A 17,629-nucleotide genomic window follows, 5' to 3' on the forward strand; every position below is an offset into this window, starting at 1 on the left:
AAAATGAAAACCTACAAAATTATAGCTGGGCTTTTTCTGCTGGCCCTTTTAAATGTATCTTTTTCGGCGTTCTCGCAGGATAGTATTGCTATTTACAGAATACACGGGAAAAACTTACCCCTTGATCCGGGCTCCAGTATAATTACTGACGTCACTGCACAAGGTGGGGTGGCTATTTTCAGGTCTGCTTCGGCACCTAGCGGTACTTTTTGGTATGGTCCTTATAAACATTTTCTGGGAGGCAATTACCTGATTCAATTTCGGATGAAGGTCGCTTCTAATCTTTCCAATTTGCCTTTACTTAATCTGGATGTTTTTAGTATATCCAATGGATTAGAGTATGGCGTAATTACGATAAAACCCAGTGACTTCAGGATCAGTAATGGATGGCAGCTTTTTACTATAGCTGTACAAATTCCAGATAACGTCCCCGATATAGAGTTAAGAGGTACTTCTTTTTTTTCAGGTATTACGGATGTATCCATGGATAATGTAACGATTCTTCCTGGTGATGTAAGGGGGCTTTACTCAAATGAGTTTACAATAACCGGAACGGGAAAAGTAGGAATAGGGACAGTTGATCCGAAAGGGTATTCATTAGCAGTAAATGGAAATATACATACCAAAGAAGTAAATGTTGATGTGAACGGCTGGGCTGATTATGTTTTTAAAAACGAATATTCACTGCTTCCATTATCAGAAGTAAAAACTTACATCGATAAAAATCAGCATTTACCAGATATGCCTTCAGAAAGTGAATTGGTTAAATCTGGTCTCAATGTAGGAGAGATGAATAAAATACTGACTAAAAAAGTGGAGGAATTGACATTATATCTGATTGAAAATCAAAAAGAGCTTCAGGAACTGAAGAACCAAATGAATCAATTCATTCAAGAAAACAAAAAAAATAAATAGTTATTTTATGATGAAAAATTTATCTCTTTTATTACTTCTAACAGGTATGCTATCTGTTAACTCCTATGCTCAAAATACATTTCCGGCAACAGGAAATGTAGGTATCAATACTACTAATCCAAAAGCTAATTTTTCTGTAAATGGAACAGCTTTACTCGCAGGCGGACAAGCGAATATCGATCCACTTGTTACAACAAATGCTTTTACTTACCTCGCCAATACAGGTCAGTTATTAGTTGCGTGGAACAGAACCGCCTCTGAGGGGGAAACAGATTTTATAGCAAATAGAGGTGGTGGTGGTCAAGGCGGATATTTATTTTATGATTATTCGAATACCAACGTGCTCACTCAATTGGTTAGAATTACAGGATCTGGAAATGTTGGTATTGGAGTAGCTAATCCAGTAGAAAAATTAGCCGTTAACGGAACTATTCATTCTAAGGAAGTAAAGGTAGATATGAATAACTGGGCTGATTATGTTTTTAAAAAGGAATATCTATTGCTTCCATTATCAGAAGTGCAAACTTACATCGATAAAAACCAGCATTTACCAGATATGCCTTCAGAAAGTGAATTGGTTAAATCTGGTCTCAATGTAGGAGAGATGAATAAAATACTGACTAAAAAAGTAGAGGAATTGACATTATATCTGATTGAAAATCAAAAAGAGCTTCAGGAACTAGAGCAAGAAGTGAAGCTGCTTAACAAAAAAGTTGATACTCTCTCAAATCATAAATAACTAGCTTTCATATGAAAAAAATCTCCTTTTTAGTATTGTCTATAATAACTTTCTGCTCTGGCGCTTATGCACAGAATACCTCTCCATGGTCTTCAACAGGAAATGTAGGTATAGGGACGAATAGTCCTGCTGCACCGCTGGATTTCGGTGGTAATATTGGTGTAAAACAATTGATCTATGGCTCTGGTGGTATTTTAGGTTTTTACATGGGATTTGGTGTAGATCTTGGTCAGGCACCCAATACGTTAGCAACGATCATCGGACCTCCAGGGGCAAATGGCACGAGCGGAGATGGCTCATTCAGCGTTGCTGCTGCTACTTCGGTTTGGCCATACACTGCCTACCAAACTAGGTTTACTGTTTTATCTTCTGGAAATGTTGGTATAAATACTGTAACACCCATGGCAAGGCTTTCTGTAGCTGGTACCTTATTAACTGGTGGTACAAATGCAAATCTTGATCCAAATTATGTAGCTAACAACATCAGTTACTTGGCAAATACAGGCCAAATGCTAATAGGTTGGAATAAAAGTGCCCTTAATGGAGAAGCAGATTTTATTAATAACAGAGGAGCAGGTGGAGCTGGAGGATTTTCATTTTATGATTATGACAATGCCAATGTTTCTACTCAATTGCTTAGAATTACTGGAAACGGTAATGTAGGTATTGGGATAGCAACTCCTTTAGAGAAGCTTGCTGTAAACGGTGTTATCCATTCCCAGGAAGTGAAGGTAGATATGACTGGCTGGTCTGACTATGTTTTAAAAAAGGAATATCCATTACTTCCTTTGTCAGAGGTAAAATCCTACATCGATAAAAATCAGCATTTGCCAGATATGCCTTCAGAAAGTGAAGTGATAAAGTCGGGCCTAAATTTAGGTGAGATGAATAAACTGCTGACTAAGAAAGTCGAAGAATTAACACTTTACCTCGTTGATAAAGATAAAAATGATCGCGCGCAACAATCACAAATTAATAGCCAGCAATCGCAAATTGATAACCTTAAAAAGCAAGTGGAAGCATTGCTGGTGATCTCTAAAAAATAAGACAATATACAGTTATTCCAGCTGAGACAATAAGGCTGGTCTGTACTTTCATTTACGTTACCCTTTATTTAGTTGTGTTTTTTATTTAATGTTAATTCTTGTGAAGAAATTATTTACATTCTTATTTGTGCTTGTTTCAATGAGCACGTTCGCACAGCAGGCAGGTTCATTCAATGTTGGCGGCGATTTTACAAAATTTTATCCCGTAACTTTTATAGATGCCGGGTCGGTTCAAAACACTGCTACAAATCTGGAAATTGGCAGGTCATCTGTTCACCTGAATAGTGATTGGAGGGGATCGATCATTGCAAAATTTAGATTTCACGAAACCAATTGGGGAAACGGGGCCAGATTCGCTGAAGCGGATATCATGCAGAGTAATAATGAGCTAGGTGGCCCAGGTGTAATAAATTTGGATTTTATAGCGGGATGGGGTGATCCTACCAGTGGGAATAACAGCAACATTGAAGTCATATGGCTACGTGGCGGCGGAACAACATACTACTTCAAATCAGATGTTGTAACAAATCCTGTTGTTTATGATGGCGTTCAAAATCCACTACCACTACTCGTACAAAATGGAAATAGTATAACTTATAAAACTACAAAAGATGCATACGTTAACTCCAGCGGATTAGCTTATGAAACTACGGCTTATTTTTATGCGACCGGCAATAATTATTTTGCAGGAAATGTAGGTATTGGAATTACTAATCCTGTAGAAAAATTAGCGGTTAATGGTATTATTCATTCTACAGAAGTAAAGGTAGACATGACTGGCTGGTCTGACTATGTTTTCAAAAAGGAATATCCACTACTTCCTTTGTCAGAAGTAAAAACCTACATCGATAAAAATCAGCATTTGCCGGGTATACCTTCAGAAAGTGAAGTGATAAAGTCCGGTCTCAACTTAGGTGACATGAATAAACTGCTTACAAAAAAAGTAGAAGAATTAACACTTTATCTGATTGAAAAAGACGCGGAATCAAAAAATCAGAAAGCAATAAATGATCAATTAAAAACTCAATTGAAAAGTTTAGATGATCAGTTGCAGCTAATTAAAAACAAGCTTAACATCAATTAAATCATTGGAACCGCATACTCTTATTATCCCCATAACTTAATCGTTAAGATCCCGAACTTATTTTTTATGAAAAAAGCACTACTCTTATTACAGCTGATGTTTGTTATTAGCTATTCCTATGCACAGAATATCAATATTGGAACTCAAACCTTTACGTATGGTAATACAACTGTATATCATTATGGTTTAGGCTGGTACAATGACCCGGCACTGACCGCTGGTGCTGTTGCTTACTTTACATCTTTCGGTGGCATGAGATTTTTTACGGCAGGTCTTTCGAAAGCCACTTTAGATGTTAATGGTAATTTTGGTATCGGTAACGATGCGCCAAGTCAGAAACTGGATGTTTCTGGAAATATCCTGTTAAGAAATCTGGCAAATACAACCGGGGCCGGTGCGTCTCTTTCTTTTTCATCATATGATGCTGCCCACCCTGGACCGAAAATAAGCAGCTATTTAGATTTTGCAGCCGGTACTGCTTCTTCGTCAAGATTGATTTTAAGTTCTTACAATAACGGGTATATGAATGAGCTTACCTTAAAGGGTGGAAGTGTAGGTGTAGGAACCATAAACCCGATAGGTAATCTTGATGTAAGGGGCAAAACATTCATTGGCACCAGTGATGTTGCTATTGGTACTACAGGTTCCTTTCTTCAGATAGACCAGGGTGCAGCTAGTGGAAATACTTATTCTCAAATCAGGGCATTCAATACCGGAGGTAGTGTAGCGGGTGATCTTGTATTACAAGGCAGTGGTGGTAATACTGGTATTGGTACGGCTGCACCAACTCAAAAGCTGGATGTTGCAGGGAATATGTTATTAAGAAATTTGTCAAATACTCCCGGAGCTGGTGCTTCGCTTTCTTTTTCGTCATATGACGCGGCACATATCGGTCCGAAAATAAGCAGTTACTTAGATAATGCTAGTGGTACTTCTTCTTCATCCAGATTGATTTTAAGTTCATACTATAACGGATATATGAATGAGCTTACACTAGTAGGAGGTAGGGTTGGTATTGGAACAATAAATCCTCAGAAGACGCTATCCGTTAAAGGAGAAATCCTGGCTCAGGCCATTACGGTTACCAATGCGGCGGCCAGCTGGCCGGATTATGTATTTGATCAAACCTATCATTTGCAATCCTTAGAAAATTTGGAGAAATATCTCGTAAAAAATAAACATCTGCCGGATATGCCCTCTGCCAATGAAATAGAAGCAAACGGACAAAACCTGGGAGAGGTGAATTCAAAACTGCTAAAAAATGTAGAAGAGCTCACGTTGTACCTCATCGAGAAGGATAAACAATTAAAAGACCAGCAAAGCAGAATAGAAATGCAGGATCAAAAGATCTTAAAACTAGAAAAGACCATCTCCGAAGTTTTAGAAAAAATTAAATAATGATAATATATGGCGACTTTATTGAAGAACGGTTTCAGCTGGGTAGTCTATATTTATTAGGAAACATTGGATGTTCAGAACTGCTCTAAACCAAATTCACAGCTAACAATGCTGTACCTGCTAAGGAGTTGATTATTATTAACAAGATCGAAGTAGCCACTCACTGATTATAAACTTATTTTTAATTAAAAAAAATATACAACTTTTTAAGGCTACACCTATTGTGTTATAAATTATTCTTTTTATTTTGTCGTAAAATTAGACGCTATGCAATTTCTACTGGAAACACAACTTTTTTTATAAACATAGGCAATTTTTCAAATTATGTTATATACTCTCCGGACTGTTGTATCAGGTCAGATAAAAATTGGGTCAATATTGACTTCGTTGACGTCAAATGAAAGACTTTTAAAACATCTTTACACATTTTAACAATCATAGAAATCTATAACATCTCTTATCACATTATTATTTTTTGAAAATTTAAACTGATTAAAAAATTAACTGCTTTTAATTCATTCATATGAATATTTCTACTACTCTCAGGTTTTATTTATCTTTTGCTTTCGTTATCGGTTCAAATCTTGCTTCTGCACAAACCTTTAACCCATTAAACCTTTATAGTACTACTCCCCCTACGCCGGAAGTTGCCGCTTTAGGAAAATATGTTACTTCACCGGTTTCTTACTCTACAGGCGTTCCGGACATCAGCGTCCCATTATACACTGTTGAAAGTGGTAGCCTTAAAATCCCGGTAAGTTTGGCTTACAATGCTTCTGGAATTAAAGTTGAAGAAGTAGCAACATCCGTAGGATTAGGCTGGTCTTTAAACACAGGGGCTTCTCTCTATCGGGTAATTAGAGGTAAACCAGATGATTTTAACACTACAAATGGTTACATGTACACTTCAAGAACTGTAAAGTCCATTGTTTCAACAGCAAATAATAGTACAGCAAGAAGTAATGCCTATAATGATATACAATCCGGTGTTTTTGATGGAGAACCAGATATCTACTATTTTTCTGTCATGGGCTATTCCGGTAGGTTCTACTTTGACCAACAGCTTCGCCAATTTGTAATGACACCCAGACAGCGTGTTAAAATAGATTACACGGTAAACTCTAATAGTAATATTGATGGTTTTATTTTAACCTTGCCAAACGGTACCAAATGTTATTTCGGTAAATCCAAAGACGGTACCAGGAGTGCATATGATAGCTCAGGAAATCAAATGGTCACCTCATTTGGGCTTTCAGGAGTCAGTATCTCACCTTCGGATGATGTCTCTGCCGTCTCAACATGGCAGGTAATGGACATTCTCTCGTCTCAAAATGAAGCCATAAGTTACTATTACACCACTGTGCAGGCGACTGATTTTGGTCGCGGAGGTGAAAGAAAGTTCTACGCGGGTACCAGCGGATGTGCAATTCCAAATAATGAAGTAGCTAGCGGAACTACATATGTCCAGACTTCAACAAAATCTGTCCTGAACAAAATTTCAGGAAACTTAGTGGATGTGCTTTTTCAGCCTTCACAAACAGCCCGTCAGGATATTGTTGCCGGACCTGGTGAACTGGATAAAATAGTTATTCAAAATAAATCTGCTCAGATTTTAAAATCATATATTCTCGGTTTTGACTATTGGATCAGTCCCGCGGAATCTTATAGTTTGCCATTTGCAACCACTTCGCCAACTGTTCAGTCAGTATCAACGAAAAGACTGTATCTAAAAAGTGTGACAGAGAGCGACGCCAATGGCAATGTGCTTCCGCCTTATGTGTTTTCTTACAATTCGACGGCAAATCTACCTAGTCGATTATCATCTGCACAAGACTTTTGGGGTTATTATAATGGCAAGCAAAACGGGATATCTCTAGTTCCTAAAGTTTTAGCAAGCCTGGTCAACTCGGGTAGTACAGGTTATTTGACTGGAGCTGATCGCACAACTGATACTATTTTTAACCAGGCAAACTTACTTCAAACAATAAAATATCCAACTGGAGGAAGTACAACTTATGAATATGAGAGTAATATTGTATCAAAATCTGGTGTAAATGCCAGCACATCCGGCTTTCAATATTCCGGTATGATTGATGCAGCAGCTCTAATTTACAAAAGCAATTCGGTTCAACAAGCACAGGATCCAAACCAATATGTTTATAATTTCACTATTGGCAACGTGAATACACCAAATCCTGTTCATATAGTGATCCAAAATGCCTGTGCGAATATGAATTCTTTAAGCTGTCCTTTAGGGGTAAGTATCAAAGGTATCACCAATCCCAGCTTTAGTTTAACCGTCAGTGTTGGTGATATGTCCACCAATCTGCCATCAGGTCAATATAAACTTGTAGCAGAGTTACGGCCAACAGACGCGGTGCCCAATCCAGATTTTACAATAGCCTTAACATGGAGTGAATTTTCTGCAAAACTGGGTCCAAATTCAACTTACGCGGGCGGGGTACGCATCAAAAGAATTACAAAACAGATTGGGACTTCTCCGGCATTGGTAACATCCTACGCCTATAACTCCTTTGCAAACCCAACCCAAACCAGCGGTCTGATATTTAACTTTCCTGCGTCGGCATTTACAGTGCCCTGCGGATTAAATAGTAGTAGTCCTGTGTTGGAAGTATCTTCACAATCGGCGATACCATTGAATTCTTCAGATGGCCAGGTTTTGAGATATACTAATGTTGCTGAATTTTCTGAAAATGGTTCTACAAAACTTAAATCGGAATATGATTTCGACTGGAACAATGACTACGTATACAGTTATCCGTTTCCCGATAATATTAAAGCCGACTGGGAGTCTGGCACACTTTTGGAAAAAAGGGATTTTAAAAGCATAAGTGGCACGCAGTATAACCTACTCAACAGAAAGAGCTGGGTGTACAATTCAATGAGCAGGGCTGTTCGTGATACCATAGGTATGAAGCTAATCAGCTGGGCAACACCAGGTACCTATGGTATCGGCATTGATAAAGCAGTAACAGAGTGGTACTTACCCCGATCTGAAACAACAATCAGTTATTTATATAATAGTTCAGACCAGCAATTGTCCAGTATAACCGATGCCAAAACGTTTTCCTACAATAAGCAATTTATACTTTCCAGAACTGATGGTACAAGTAGTAAAGGAGAACAGATAACGGAAAAATCATATTTCCCGGCCGATTTTAATTCTGTATCTGGATTCAACGTCAATAATTTAGTTGCGAATAATATCTTAGAAACCCCTTTAAGGCAGGAAATATCAAGAAACGGGAAATTGACTTCAGGTAGGGTAATGAATTATAATGATGCTGGACAGATTATAAATGTTTTCAATTATGAAAATACCAATTTATCTGATACCACAGGGTTAGACCCAAATGTTATTTTGCCCGCTGCGTATTATACGAACCGAATCACAAATACTTATAACGCAGGTAGCAGAATTGTATCTGTCCTCAAAGATAATCATGCAACAAAAACCATTTTATGGGGATATAATAATGAATATCCGATCGTTGAAATAGAGAACGCTACTTATAATGATGTTGCAGGTGCTTTAAGTCAGACTGTTATTGATCAATTGCAAACAACTACTGACGACAACCAGATCAGAAATCAATTGGGTGCCTTACGTACCAAATTATCCAATGCTAAAATTAGTATTTACACCTACAAACCAGGGGTTGGTTTGTCGTCAATTACTGATGCGAAAGCGCTGACCACCTACTATGAATATGATGCTTTTCAGCGTTTGATGGATATCAAAGATAATGATGGTAACATCATTAAGTATATGGATTATCACTATCAAAATCAGTAATATGTCTACGAGACTGGCAACCACCAAAATTTTTTCTATAACCTCCGTCATCATAAGCTGTAATACAACGATCTCATGAAAAAAAACAACTTATTATCCTGCCTTTTGGCAATTGCACTTAATACCTTATCCTTTTGTTCCTATGCCCAAACAAACCTTTCGTTCAGTAGTTATTCAAATCAAACCGAAATCAAATCTAATGGCAGCATCACTTTGCTGCCTGGATTTACGGTACCCTCGGGTAGCACTGTGCGGATCTATATCGAAACTGTACCAACAGGCCCTTTTGCCAGTCAGCCAAGTGCTACTCAGAATTATGTGAGTACAAAGCTATTTAAGATTTCAGGCGTAACTGCTGCAAGTGTTGCCAGTGCACATGCTGCAGCTGAAGTGAACCAGACGATACAATATCTCGATGGTCTGGCAAGGCCCATGCAAAATGTTGATGTTCAAGCCAGTCCCAGCTTTAAAGATTTAGTTCAGCCAATAACATACGATGCTTTCGGCCGTGAAAATTTAAAATATGAACCCTATGCTTTACAGGATCCGAGTAATGGTACTTTTCGGAGTTCCGGAATAAATGAACAAAGTAGCTTTTTTAGTGCCCCTACGGCAGGCATTCAAGCTACCTCATACCCATTTAGTGAGACAGTTTTTGAAAACTCACCTTTGAGTCGCGTTTTACAACAAGGTGCCCAGGGATCATCATGGCAGGTATCACAAGGCCATACAGATCAAATTGAATACGCAACCAACGTCGCCAACGAGGTTAAATTATGGTCTATATCCGGTACCACTGCTTCGGGCACAGCATATTATGATGCTGGCAGGCTCTATAAAACCGTTACCAGAGATCAAAATGTTAGCAGAACGCTAAAAGGAGGTAGTGTTGAAGAATTTAAAGATGTTGAAGGTCATATAGTCTTGAAAAGATATTGGCAAACAGAGACTACCAGTCTAAGTACATATTACATTTACAGTGTTCTGGGTAACCTCCAATATGTTTTGCCACCAGCCGTAAATGAAAATGGGCCATCAAGCTTAAGTACATTTGGCGAAGGAGATGATAGTTTTAACAAATATATATACGGTTATCACTATGATGGCAGAAACCGTGTGATCGAAAAAAAGATTCCGGGAAAAGCCTGGGAGTATTTTGTCTATAACCAATTAGATCAATTGGTGTTGAGCCAGGACGGTGTACAACATGCCAAATCAACTCCAGAATGGAACTTTATTAAGTACGATCCACTTGGACGCGTAATTATCAGCGGATTATATACAAGTGCGGCTTCGGCGTCCAGCCTTCTGGATTCTGTAAATAATGCAGCTTTATGGGAAACGGCCCAAAGCGGGGGAATAGGTTATACAAGCCTGGCTTTCCCCCGAACAGCAGGTGATAATTATCAAATCAATTATTATGATAATTATAATTTCCCTAATGCAAGCAACTACAGTTTTACCGGAGGCAGCAGCCAGACCATGACTTTATTAACCGGTAAATTAACACGGGTAATTGGTACGACAACTATGCTCCAGGACATCAATTACTATGATTCTAGAGCCAGGCTGATAAAGAATTTTCACCAGCATTACCTGGGTGGAGGAAGCTCAGTTCCCAATTATGATGAGACCACCAATACGTACGACTTTTCTGGCGAACTGTTGTTGAGCAGCCGTGACCATCATGCAAATAACGCCGTTTTAACCATTAGCACAAGGATGGAATATGATCATCAGGGTAGGTTGGTAAACACTTATAAAAATATAAATAGCCAGGGAGAAATACTGCTGAGTAAAAACACCTACAATGAGATAGGACAATTACAGCAGAAATCATTGCACAATGGTTTACAAAATACCAGCTATACCTATAATGAGAGGGGGTGGCTGAAATCATTAACAAGTAATGAGTTTAGTGAGCGTCTTAATTATGAGGATGGTACTGTTGCACAATGGAATGGAAACATCTCTGGTCAGAGTTGGGGCACGGCTACCACTCTTCCCAATGTTTTTACTTATGGTTATGATTTACTCAACCGGTTAAGTTCGGCAAATAGTACCGGTGTTGTAATGGGCGAATCAATTAGTTATGATTTTAATGGCAACATCGCACAATTAACGCGCGATGGCACTACGGGAACGTACAATTATAGTGGAAACCAGTTGAGCGGAATAACGGGAGGGCTGGCTACAAGTTCTTATAGTTACGATAATAATGGTAATGCTATTACTGATGGAAGGAATGGTGTTTCATTTGGATATAATTACTTGAATCTTCCTCAATCGGTATCTAAGAGTGGATTGGCAATGACCTATGTCTATGATGCCTCTGGCAATAAACTTCAAAAAATCAGCAATACTGCCAAAACAGATTATATTAATGGAATTCAGTATTCAGCTGGGCAAATTGATTTTATTCAGACAGAAGAAGGGTTAGCTCGAAATAACAGTGGAACGTACAGTTATGAATATAACCTCTCTGATCACCTGGGTAATACTCGATTAAGTTTTTACAAGAATCCAGTGAACGGAAACCTGGAGGTTCTTCAGCAGGATGATTATTATGCTTTTGGGTTAAGAAAGTCTGCAAAGAATGGTGTTAATAAGTATCTTTACAATAAGAAGGAGTTGCAGGAAGAGTTAGGGCAATATGATTACGGGGCAAGGTTCTATGATCCAGTGATTGGAAGATGGAACGTGGTTGATCCTAAAGCAGAATTAGGTAGAAGATTTTCTCCTTATGTCTATGGTAATAATAATCCAATCAGGTTTGTTGATCAGGACGGGAAGAAAGCAGATGATATAACAATTTATGGCATTGATGCTGAAACTAAGAAACAAGCCCCTCTTGTTGTTGTAAAAACAGATCAATATGATATAAAACAATATACTAACCTTTCAGCTTCGGCAAAAACTGACCCTCTAACGGTAGATTTAAGAGATGTAGATCTTAAGCCATCAGGAGCAGATGCTTATATGGTTCAGGCAGGAGTTGATTTTGCTTTTGGAGGTGGTACTGGTGGGGCTTTGCAAATGGTGTTTATAAATAAAGGGGACGACCAAGGTATATATTTCTATCAGCCTTCTACAATAGATAGAAACATGGGATTAAACTTGTCAGCTGGTATCGCTGCAGGTAATATAGATTTTAATGAAAATAGCGGGAAACCACTTACGAGAGATACTTTTGAAGGTAAGTCACAAGGAGTGTCTTTTGGGGCCGGACCTTTTGGCGCCACGTTTATCGACTCATATACAAATGGAAAATGGAATGTAAATCAAAAGGGGGTTACAACCCTTTATTCCGGCAGTTTGGCTTCTTACGGTGGCGGGGGGCAAGTGGGTGCGCAATATTCGTTTACCGAATCTAAAATTATCAGAGGATGGTCAATTCCATTTAAAAAATAGAATTATGTTAAGAAGAAGAATACTTTTATGTATAGCTATTTTATTAGGGTTTTCATTATATTATTTTGTATTTAGAGCAGGTTCGGCAAGAGAATTAGATATTATTAACTTCCCCTGGGATAGAGTATCGGCTTTTGAGGTTTCCGATAGAGGTATATTTGGGAACAAAAAGCTTAGAATAACTGATCCTGACAGTATATTATATATTCGTAAAATGATACTAAAATCAACGAAAGTCAGCTTTAATAGTATCAACTTTAAGTCTAGTATGGGACATTGTACAGTTGAAATAATCTATAATGATGGTAAGAAAGATAATCTTGAGTTGTCTAATACTAGTGAACCAGGAGGTATCTTAAGTTCAGGGGACTATTATTATCGTAATGATGATTTTTTGAAGGAAATAATATGGCAACTTAAATCCACTTACAGGTAGTGGATAAATTTTGAAAGCCATAATTACCAACAATAAAGCCTGATAAATTGAGCCAGGCTTTATTATATATATCCGTTTATGAAGCTTATTGGTGTGTTTTATAATCTGCAATTTGTGTACCCCAAAAATCCGTTGCCTTCGCTTTTGCCGAAGTAGAACAAAAGATCGCAATTTGGTTGTTGATTTCAATGCCGCCATTTTGTTGTTAAAAAAATCCTTGAACTTTTTTTTGTGAGCATGATATCAATGATCTTAAAGGCCACCGTGCGGTCTTCCGCATCGAGCTAATTGATCAGGTTGACCTGTTCAAAATTAGCCTTGTCCTGAATGATGATCTCTAAAGGCTGACTGTCAAAATACAATACCTGGTCAATGGTCATGACGAAGTACCCGGCAAAGCATTCCAGTTCATCAATGGCAATATCACATGTATGTTCTCCGCCTTTTAGCAGTTTATTATAACGGCGATCTTAGTGTTTATAAACATGATAATAACGCTGATGGAAATGCGTCTATGAAAGAGAATATAGATAAGAGGCATGAGAAGTCTACTTCTGCTGGTGGTGAGAAGATGAGGAAGACGAAATTTTGGGATGATGGAATTGATTTTATTCACTCATCTGCGGAAATTAAGATCTTTCGCTTACAGCCGGAATTTCGCATTTAATTAGGAGATTTGATTTGAAAAACAGGGTTCTTTAGCAGAAGATGGAGTAATGACAAAAAAGTTACTTGATGGATCTTATGCGTCCTTAAGAAAAGTGTTTATGATGTTTAACCGGCCTTAGTTATTATCAAGCACACGCTTTAAACAAAAAGGTGAATTTTAATTGTTTGTTTTATCGGCAATAAAATCTTTGTTAAGATAATCTAATTTTTAATCCTATTTTAATGTGCTAATTGTCTGTCTAGGCCACTTTTACAATGTTTAATCATTCAATATATTTTCAAAAAAGTAATTTTATTTTTAAAAATAGAATTATTAGAGTGATGACTGCAAATTTTTTGTAACATTACTATATCATTTTAAATTTTTACATATTTAATATATCTAATTAAATTACTAATTATCATATATTTAAATCGAATTAACATTGAAACTAAAATAACGTCTCTCCAGTAATTGTTAAATTGAATTCAACTCAAACGAATTCATTTTTAATCTCTTATCTGCGGTTTTTTAATTGATAATGCCGTATTCCCAAATGTTTAAATTTCTGTAAGTGATTTGATTACAATTTAACTGTAATTATTTTCTATTGCATAACCGTGGTCTGGATGTATTCAGATCATAGTAGGATTTGGAACGAATTGTACCCAACTAACAAGCGCTATACTAAAATTAAATCCAGCAGATGAAACAAATTTTATTAACTGTCTCTCTTATTTTAATTGTACTCAAATTGAGTGCTCAGAACAATATCCAATTTCAGAATGTGATACCGGTGAGCACCGTTGCTCCTAATGCAGCTATCCTGGGCAGGTTTGGAAACATCCCTGTGAGTTATGCCACGGGGATTCCTTCGGTTACCATCCCCCTTTATGAAATCAATATCGGCAAGATTAAACTTCCTTTATCGTTGGACTATCATGGCGGAGGGGTTCGGGTAGATGAAGTTGCTTCCAGCGTAGGTACGAGCTGGGCATTGAGCGGTATTCCGATTATCTCCAGAAATATGATCGGGTTGCCGGATGAAAACTCCGGTGGGTATTTATCTTCACCCTCTCTAGATTCTTTGTACAATTATTACCAGGGTTTTAATTATGGAACTACCAAGGATTTAGTTTATGCACAATATATTTTTGACGATAGGGATAGCAAGGTGGAGACTGAGCCGGATGTGTTTTCATACACATTGAACGGCACAAGCGGAAAATTTATGCACAGGCGAAATGGTTCAATTATACAAATACCTGTCACCAATAATCGTATTGAAGCAACATCGGGCAATAATTTTAAAATCACTGACGAAAATGGAATGGTCTACTACTTTGACCAGCAGGAAACTACACAGATGATTACCCAGTCGGCCACTGGTCCGGGTACTTATGTTAGTTCCTGGCACGTTTCAAAGATTATTGACCAAAGCTTACAGGATACTGTTTCTCTTATTTATTCTGCCCGTGGAGCAAATCAGAATACCGAGCATTCCTATAATTTCAGCTATATTCTTGGTGATAGGCCTGATTCGGAGGAAGATGCCGCGACCAACGTTGATGCCAGCGGAGAAAATTCATCTATTCAGACCACTGCACATTATGAGATTTATCCTACTGAAATTGATTGGCGCGGAGGAAAACTAACGTTTATCAATGTGAGGGACCGCACTGACAGACCTAGTAATGGTAGACTGGACAGTGTAAAGGTATATGCTAAACAAAATGGATTATACCAGTTAATTAAAAGTACAAAATTATATCAGTCTTATTTTTATAGTAACCCGGTCTCAGGTGCCACCGCAGATTACCGAAACTACCGGTTGCGGCTGGATTCTGTCGCTTACCTGGATGTGAAGGGTATGCTATCACCCCAAAAATATGTGATGACTTATAATAACAGTCCAATTGCGCCCAATGAGTCTTTTGGCCAGGATACCTGGGGTTATAACAATGGACAGTTCAATAATCTTTCCATGATGCCTAAACAGAGTGTTTTATGGAAAGGGATATATAAAACTATAGGAGAAGCCAACATGGACCCCGATTCTGTCGGTACCTATATCCAGGCTTGCATGTTACAATCGATTAAGTATCCAACTAAAGGCCAGAGTGTATTTACTTTTGAACCTCACCGTTATCCCTTAAATTATCAAACTTATCAACAGCAATCGGTTAGTTGTGATGCCTCTGGAACTCTCCAGTCTACCAATAGTACTACCTTTACTGTTGCGGCTAATCAAACTTCTTTCAACTACCAGGCAAGTTTTAGCAATTATAACTATCCGGATGTTTCACAAGTACCGATGACACAAATGCTGGATATAACTACTGGCAGCACTACCCCAATATTCAGGGTGACTGGTTCAATTCCTGCAGGTACGGTGGTTAATGTGCCTCCTACAGCTATAACATTGATTGCTAATCACCAATATACGATTACGACAAATATTTATACCACCACAAATGCTAATGTAAAGGCTACCTGCCAGGTTACCTGGTCTGTTCCTATCAGTGGTACCGTGACAAAAACAGGTGGCGGACTAAGGGTAAGCTCTATTACCAACTATGATCTAAACGGAAATTTTATTAATAAAGAGAGTTATCAATATGGTAATAATGGTGCGGGGACATTGCTTACCGATGCCGCTTTTATGCAGGTAAACGCTGAAAATACTTTTTTTCAAATCGGTTCAAATTTTAATCCTCTTGGTTGCCAGCAGTTTAGAGGTGATGCGTCTATTAATTATTTAAACAGAAGTGTTTACCCTGTCAGCCAGTTTAGCGGTAGTCCTATTGTTTATGGAACTGTGACTAAAAGCGATATTAATGCAGCGGGAACCCCTAATGGTAAAACTGTTTTTACCTATAGTGTTTTTGGTGACCAGGCAAGTAGTATTCCATCTGATAATGGGAATATAGGTCCATGGCTCATTTCGAATCCCTGGAAAAACGGGATTTTAGGCTCTGAAAAGAGCTATAAGATATTGGGTACAGTCTATAGCCCTGTGAGCAGTAAAGAATACACTTACCAAATCTTACGTACGGACACGTTGACCAGTCTTAAAATCAAACCTTTGTATATTAAGATGACAGGTGGCTGTGAAATTTATGGCGATACGATCAATACAAGATCTAATCAGGGAGAATTTTTTATTACCAAATTTCCGACATATACCGGGGCTATGCTCATGACTAGTGAATTGGATACTACTTATGACACTTCAGGCAATACAGTGGCCATGCTGCATAATTATTACTATGATGACCTGACACATATTTTACCTACCCGTAAAGAACTGATCAATAGTAAAGGGGATGATCTGGTTGATGTCATGCAATATCCGCATAACCTGGCTGCCGGAGGCAACGTTTACCAGACCATGCTCAACCGGAATATGGTGGCACCGGTAGTAGCTACCCAGCAGCTGAAGAATGGTAACCAGCTCAGTTCTTCTGCCATAAATTACAAAGACTGGTTTGGTAACGGCAACTTGTTGCTGCCTCAAAATGCAACCAAACAAATTACAGGGGGACGGCCAGATACACTGGTCAGGTTTAATCAGTTTGATCTTTATGGCAACATTTTGCAGCAGCAAAAAACAGTGGCCCCATATGCTGCCTACCAATGGGGGTATAACAGTCAGTACCCTGTAGCAACTGCAGTGAATGCCAGCAGTAATGATATTTTTTATGACAGTTTTGAGGAAGGGGATGGCAACAGCAGTGCCGGGGATGCTAAAACTGGTCACTATAGTCACACAGGTAGCTACAACAAAGCGCTTACCGGATTGGACGTTGGCAATTATAACCTGACTTACTGGCTGAAATCTGGCGGGGTGTGGGTACTGCAAACGGTAAGTAAGATTGCTGTCAACACGAACTATTATACGCTTTCCATTAATTCAGGTCAGATTGATGATGTAAGGTTATATCTTTCTGGATCGCAGCTATCTACTTTTACCTATGATCCATTAGTTGGCATGACGAGTTCTACAGATCCTAAAAATGAAGTGACCTATTATGAATATGATGGTTTCCAGCGGTTGATCAACATCCGTGACAAAGACCTGAATATCATTAAACATACCGATTACCATTACCAGGGCCAATAAACTGATTTAAA

At 38.2% G+C, this 17,629-nt stretch carries 10 protein-coding genes; all 10 read left to right on the forward strand.

Annotation, left to right across the window (positions count from 1 at the left end; translation table 11 throughout):
- Positions 1-3: 3 nt before the first annotated feature.
- The 10 genes from GSQ84_RS26080 (at position 4) to GSQ84_RS26125 (ending at position 17,618) form a co-directional block, all read left to right on the forward strand.
- Positions 4-915, forward strand: coding sequence for a hypothetical protein (locus GSQ84_RS26080; RefSeq protein WP_158800292.1), 912 nt, complete (start codon positions 4-6; stop codon positions 913-915).
- Between the two features lie 7 nt (positions 916-922).
- Positions 923-1,654 carry a hypothetical protein gene (locus GSQ84_RS26085; protein ID WP_158800293.1) on the forward strand — a complete coding sequence of 244 codons (732 nt, stop codon included), beginning with the start codon at positions 923-925 and terminating at the stop codon, positions 1,652-1,654.
- An 11-nt stretch (positions 1,655-1,665) separates the two neighbouring features.
- Entirely contained in the window at positions 1,666-2,700 is a 1,035-nt protein-coding gene (locus GSQ84_RS26090) for a hypothetical protein (protein ID WP_158800294.1), read from the forward strand.
- A 139-nt stretch (positions 2,701-2,839) separates the two neighbouring features.
- Positions 2,840-3,784 (forward strand): hypothetical protein, encoded by a 945-nt coding sequence (locus GSQ84_RS26095; protein WP_158800295.1) that lies wholly within the window; start codon positions 2,840-2,842, stop codon positions 3,782-3,784.
- Positions 3,785-3,850: 66 nt separating this feature from the next.
- The gene (locus GSQ84_RS26100; protein WP_158800296.1) at positions 3,851-5,182 is read left to right on the forward strand and encodes a hypothetical protein; all 1,332 of its coding nucleotides are present in this window, start codon (positions 3,851-3,853) and stop codon (positions 5,180-5,182) included.
- Between the two features lie 523 nt (positions 5,183-5,705).
- Positions 5,706-8,999, forward strand: a complete 3,294-nt coding sequence (locus tag GSQ84_RS26105; RefSeq protein WP_158800297.1) for a hypothetical protein — start codon at positions 5,706-5,708, stop codon at positions 8,997-8,999.
- Positions 9,000-9,074: 75 nt separating this feature from the next.
- Positions 9,075-12,410: a DUF6443 domain-containing protein gene (locus GSQ84_RS26110; protein WP_158800298.1), complete on the forward strand. Its 3,336-nt coding sequence runs from the start codon at positions 9,075-9,077 to the stop codon at positions 12,408-12,410.
- A 4-nt stretch (positions 12,411-12,414) separates the two neighbouring features.
- Positions 12,415-12,846: a hypothetical protein gene (locus tag GSQ84_RS26115; protein ID WP_158800299.1), complete on the forward strand. Its 432-nt coding sequence runs from the start codon at positions 12,415-12,417 to the stop codon at positions 12,844-12,846.
- 427 nt (positions 12,847-13,273) lie between these two features.
- A complete protein-coding gene (locus GSQ84_RS26120; protein ID WP_158800300.1) occupies positions 13,274-13,513 on the forward strand; it encodes a hypothetical protein in 240 nt (79 codons plus the stop codon).
- Between the two features lie 688 nt (positions 13,514-14,201).
- Positions 14,202-17,618, forward strand: a complete 3,417-nt coding sequence (locus GSQ84_RS26125) for a hypothetical protein (protein ID WP_158800301.1) — start codon at positions 14,202-14,204, stop codon at positions 17,616-17,618.
- Positions 17,619-17,629: the final 11 nt, after the last annotated feature.

Origin of the sequence: Pedobacter sp. L105 (assembly GCF_009765875.1) — a bacterium.
GTDB lineage: Bacteria > Bacteroidota > Bacteroidia > Sphingobacteriales > Sphingobacteriaceae > Pedobacter.

Bases quoted from the DNA above. Each gene is read 5' to 3' on its own strand.
- GSQ84_RS26090 (WP_158800294.1), top strand. From the start codon at position 1,666: ATGAAAAAAATCTCCTTTTTAGTATTGTCTATAATAACTTTCTGCTCT.
- GSQ84_RS26085 (WP_158800293.1), top strand. From the start codon at position 923: ATGATGAAAAATTTATCTCTTTTATTACTTCTAACAGGTATGCTATCT.
- GSQ84_RS26125 (WP_158800301.1), top strand. From the start codon at position 14,202: ATGAAACAAATTTTATTAACTGTCTCTCTTATTTTAATTGTACTCAAA.
- GSQ84_RS26080 (WP_158800292.1), top strand. From the start codon at position 4: ATGAAAACCTACAAAATTATAGCTGGGCTTTTTCTGCTGGCCCTTTTA.
- GSQ84_RS26105 (WP_158800297.1), top strand. From the start codon at position 5,706: ATGAATATTTCTACTACTCTCAGGTTTTATTTATCTTTTGCTTTCGTT.
- GSQ84_RS26095 (WP_158800295.1), top strand. From the start codon at position 2,840: ATGAGCACGTTCGCACAGCAGGCAGGTTCATTCAATGTTGGCGGCGAT.
- GSQ84_RS26100 (WP_158800296.1), top strand. From the start codon at position 3,851: ATGAAAAAAGCACTACTCTTATTACAGCTGATGTTTGTTATTAGCTAT.
- GSQ84_RS26115 (WP_158800299.1), top strand. From the start codon at position 12,415: ATGTTAAGAAGAAGAATACTTTTATGTATAGCTATTTTATTAGGGTTT.
- GSQ84_RS26120 (WP_158800300.1), top strand. From the start codon at position 13,274: ATGTATGTTCTCCGCCTTTTAGCAGTTTATTATAACGGCGATCTTAGT.
- GSQ84_RS26110 (WP_158800298.1), top strand. From the start codon at position 9,075: ATGAAAAAAAACAACTTATTATCCTGCCTTTTGGCAATTGCACTTAAT.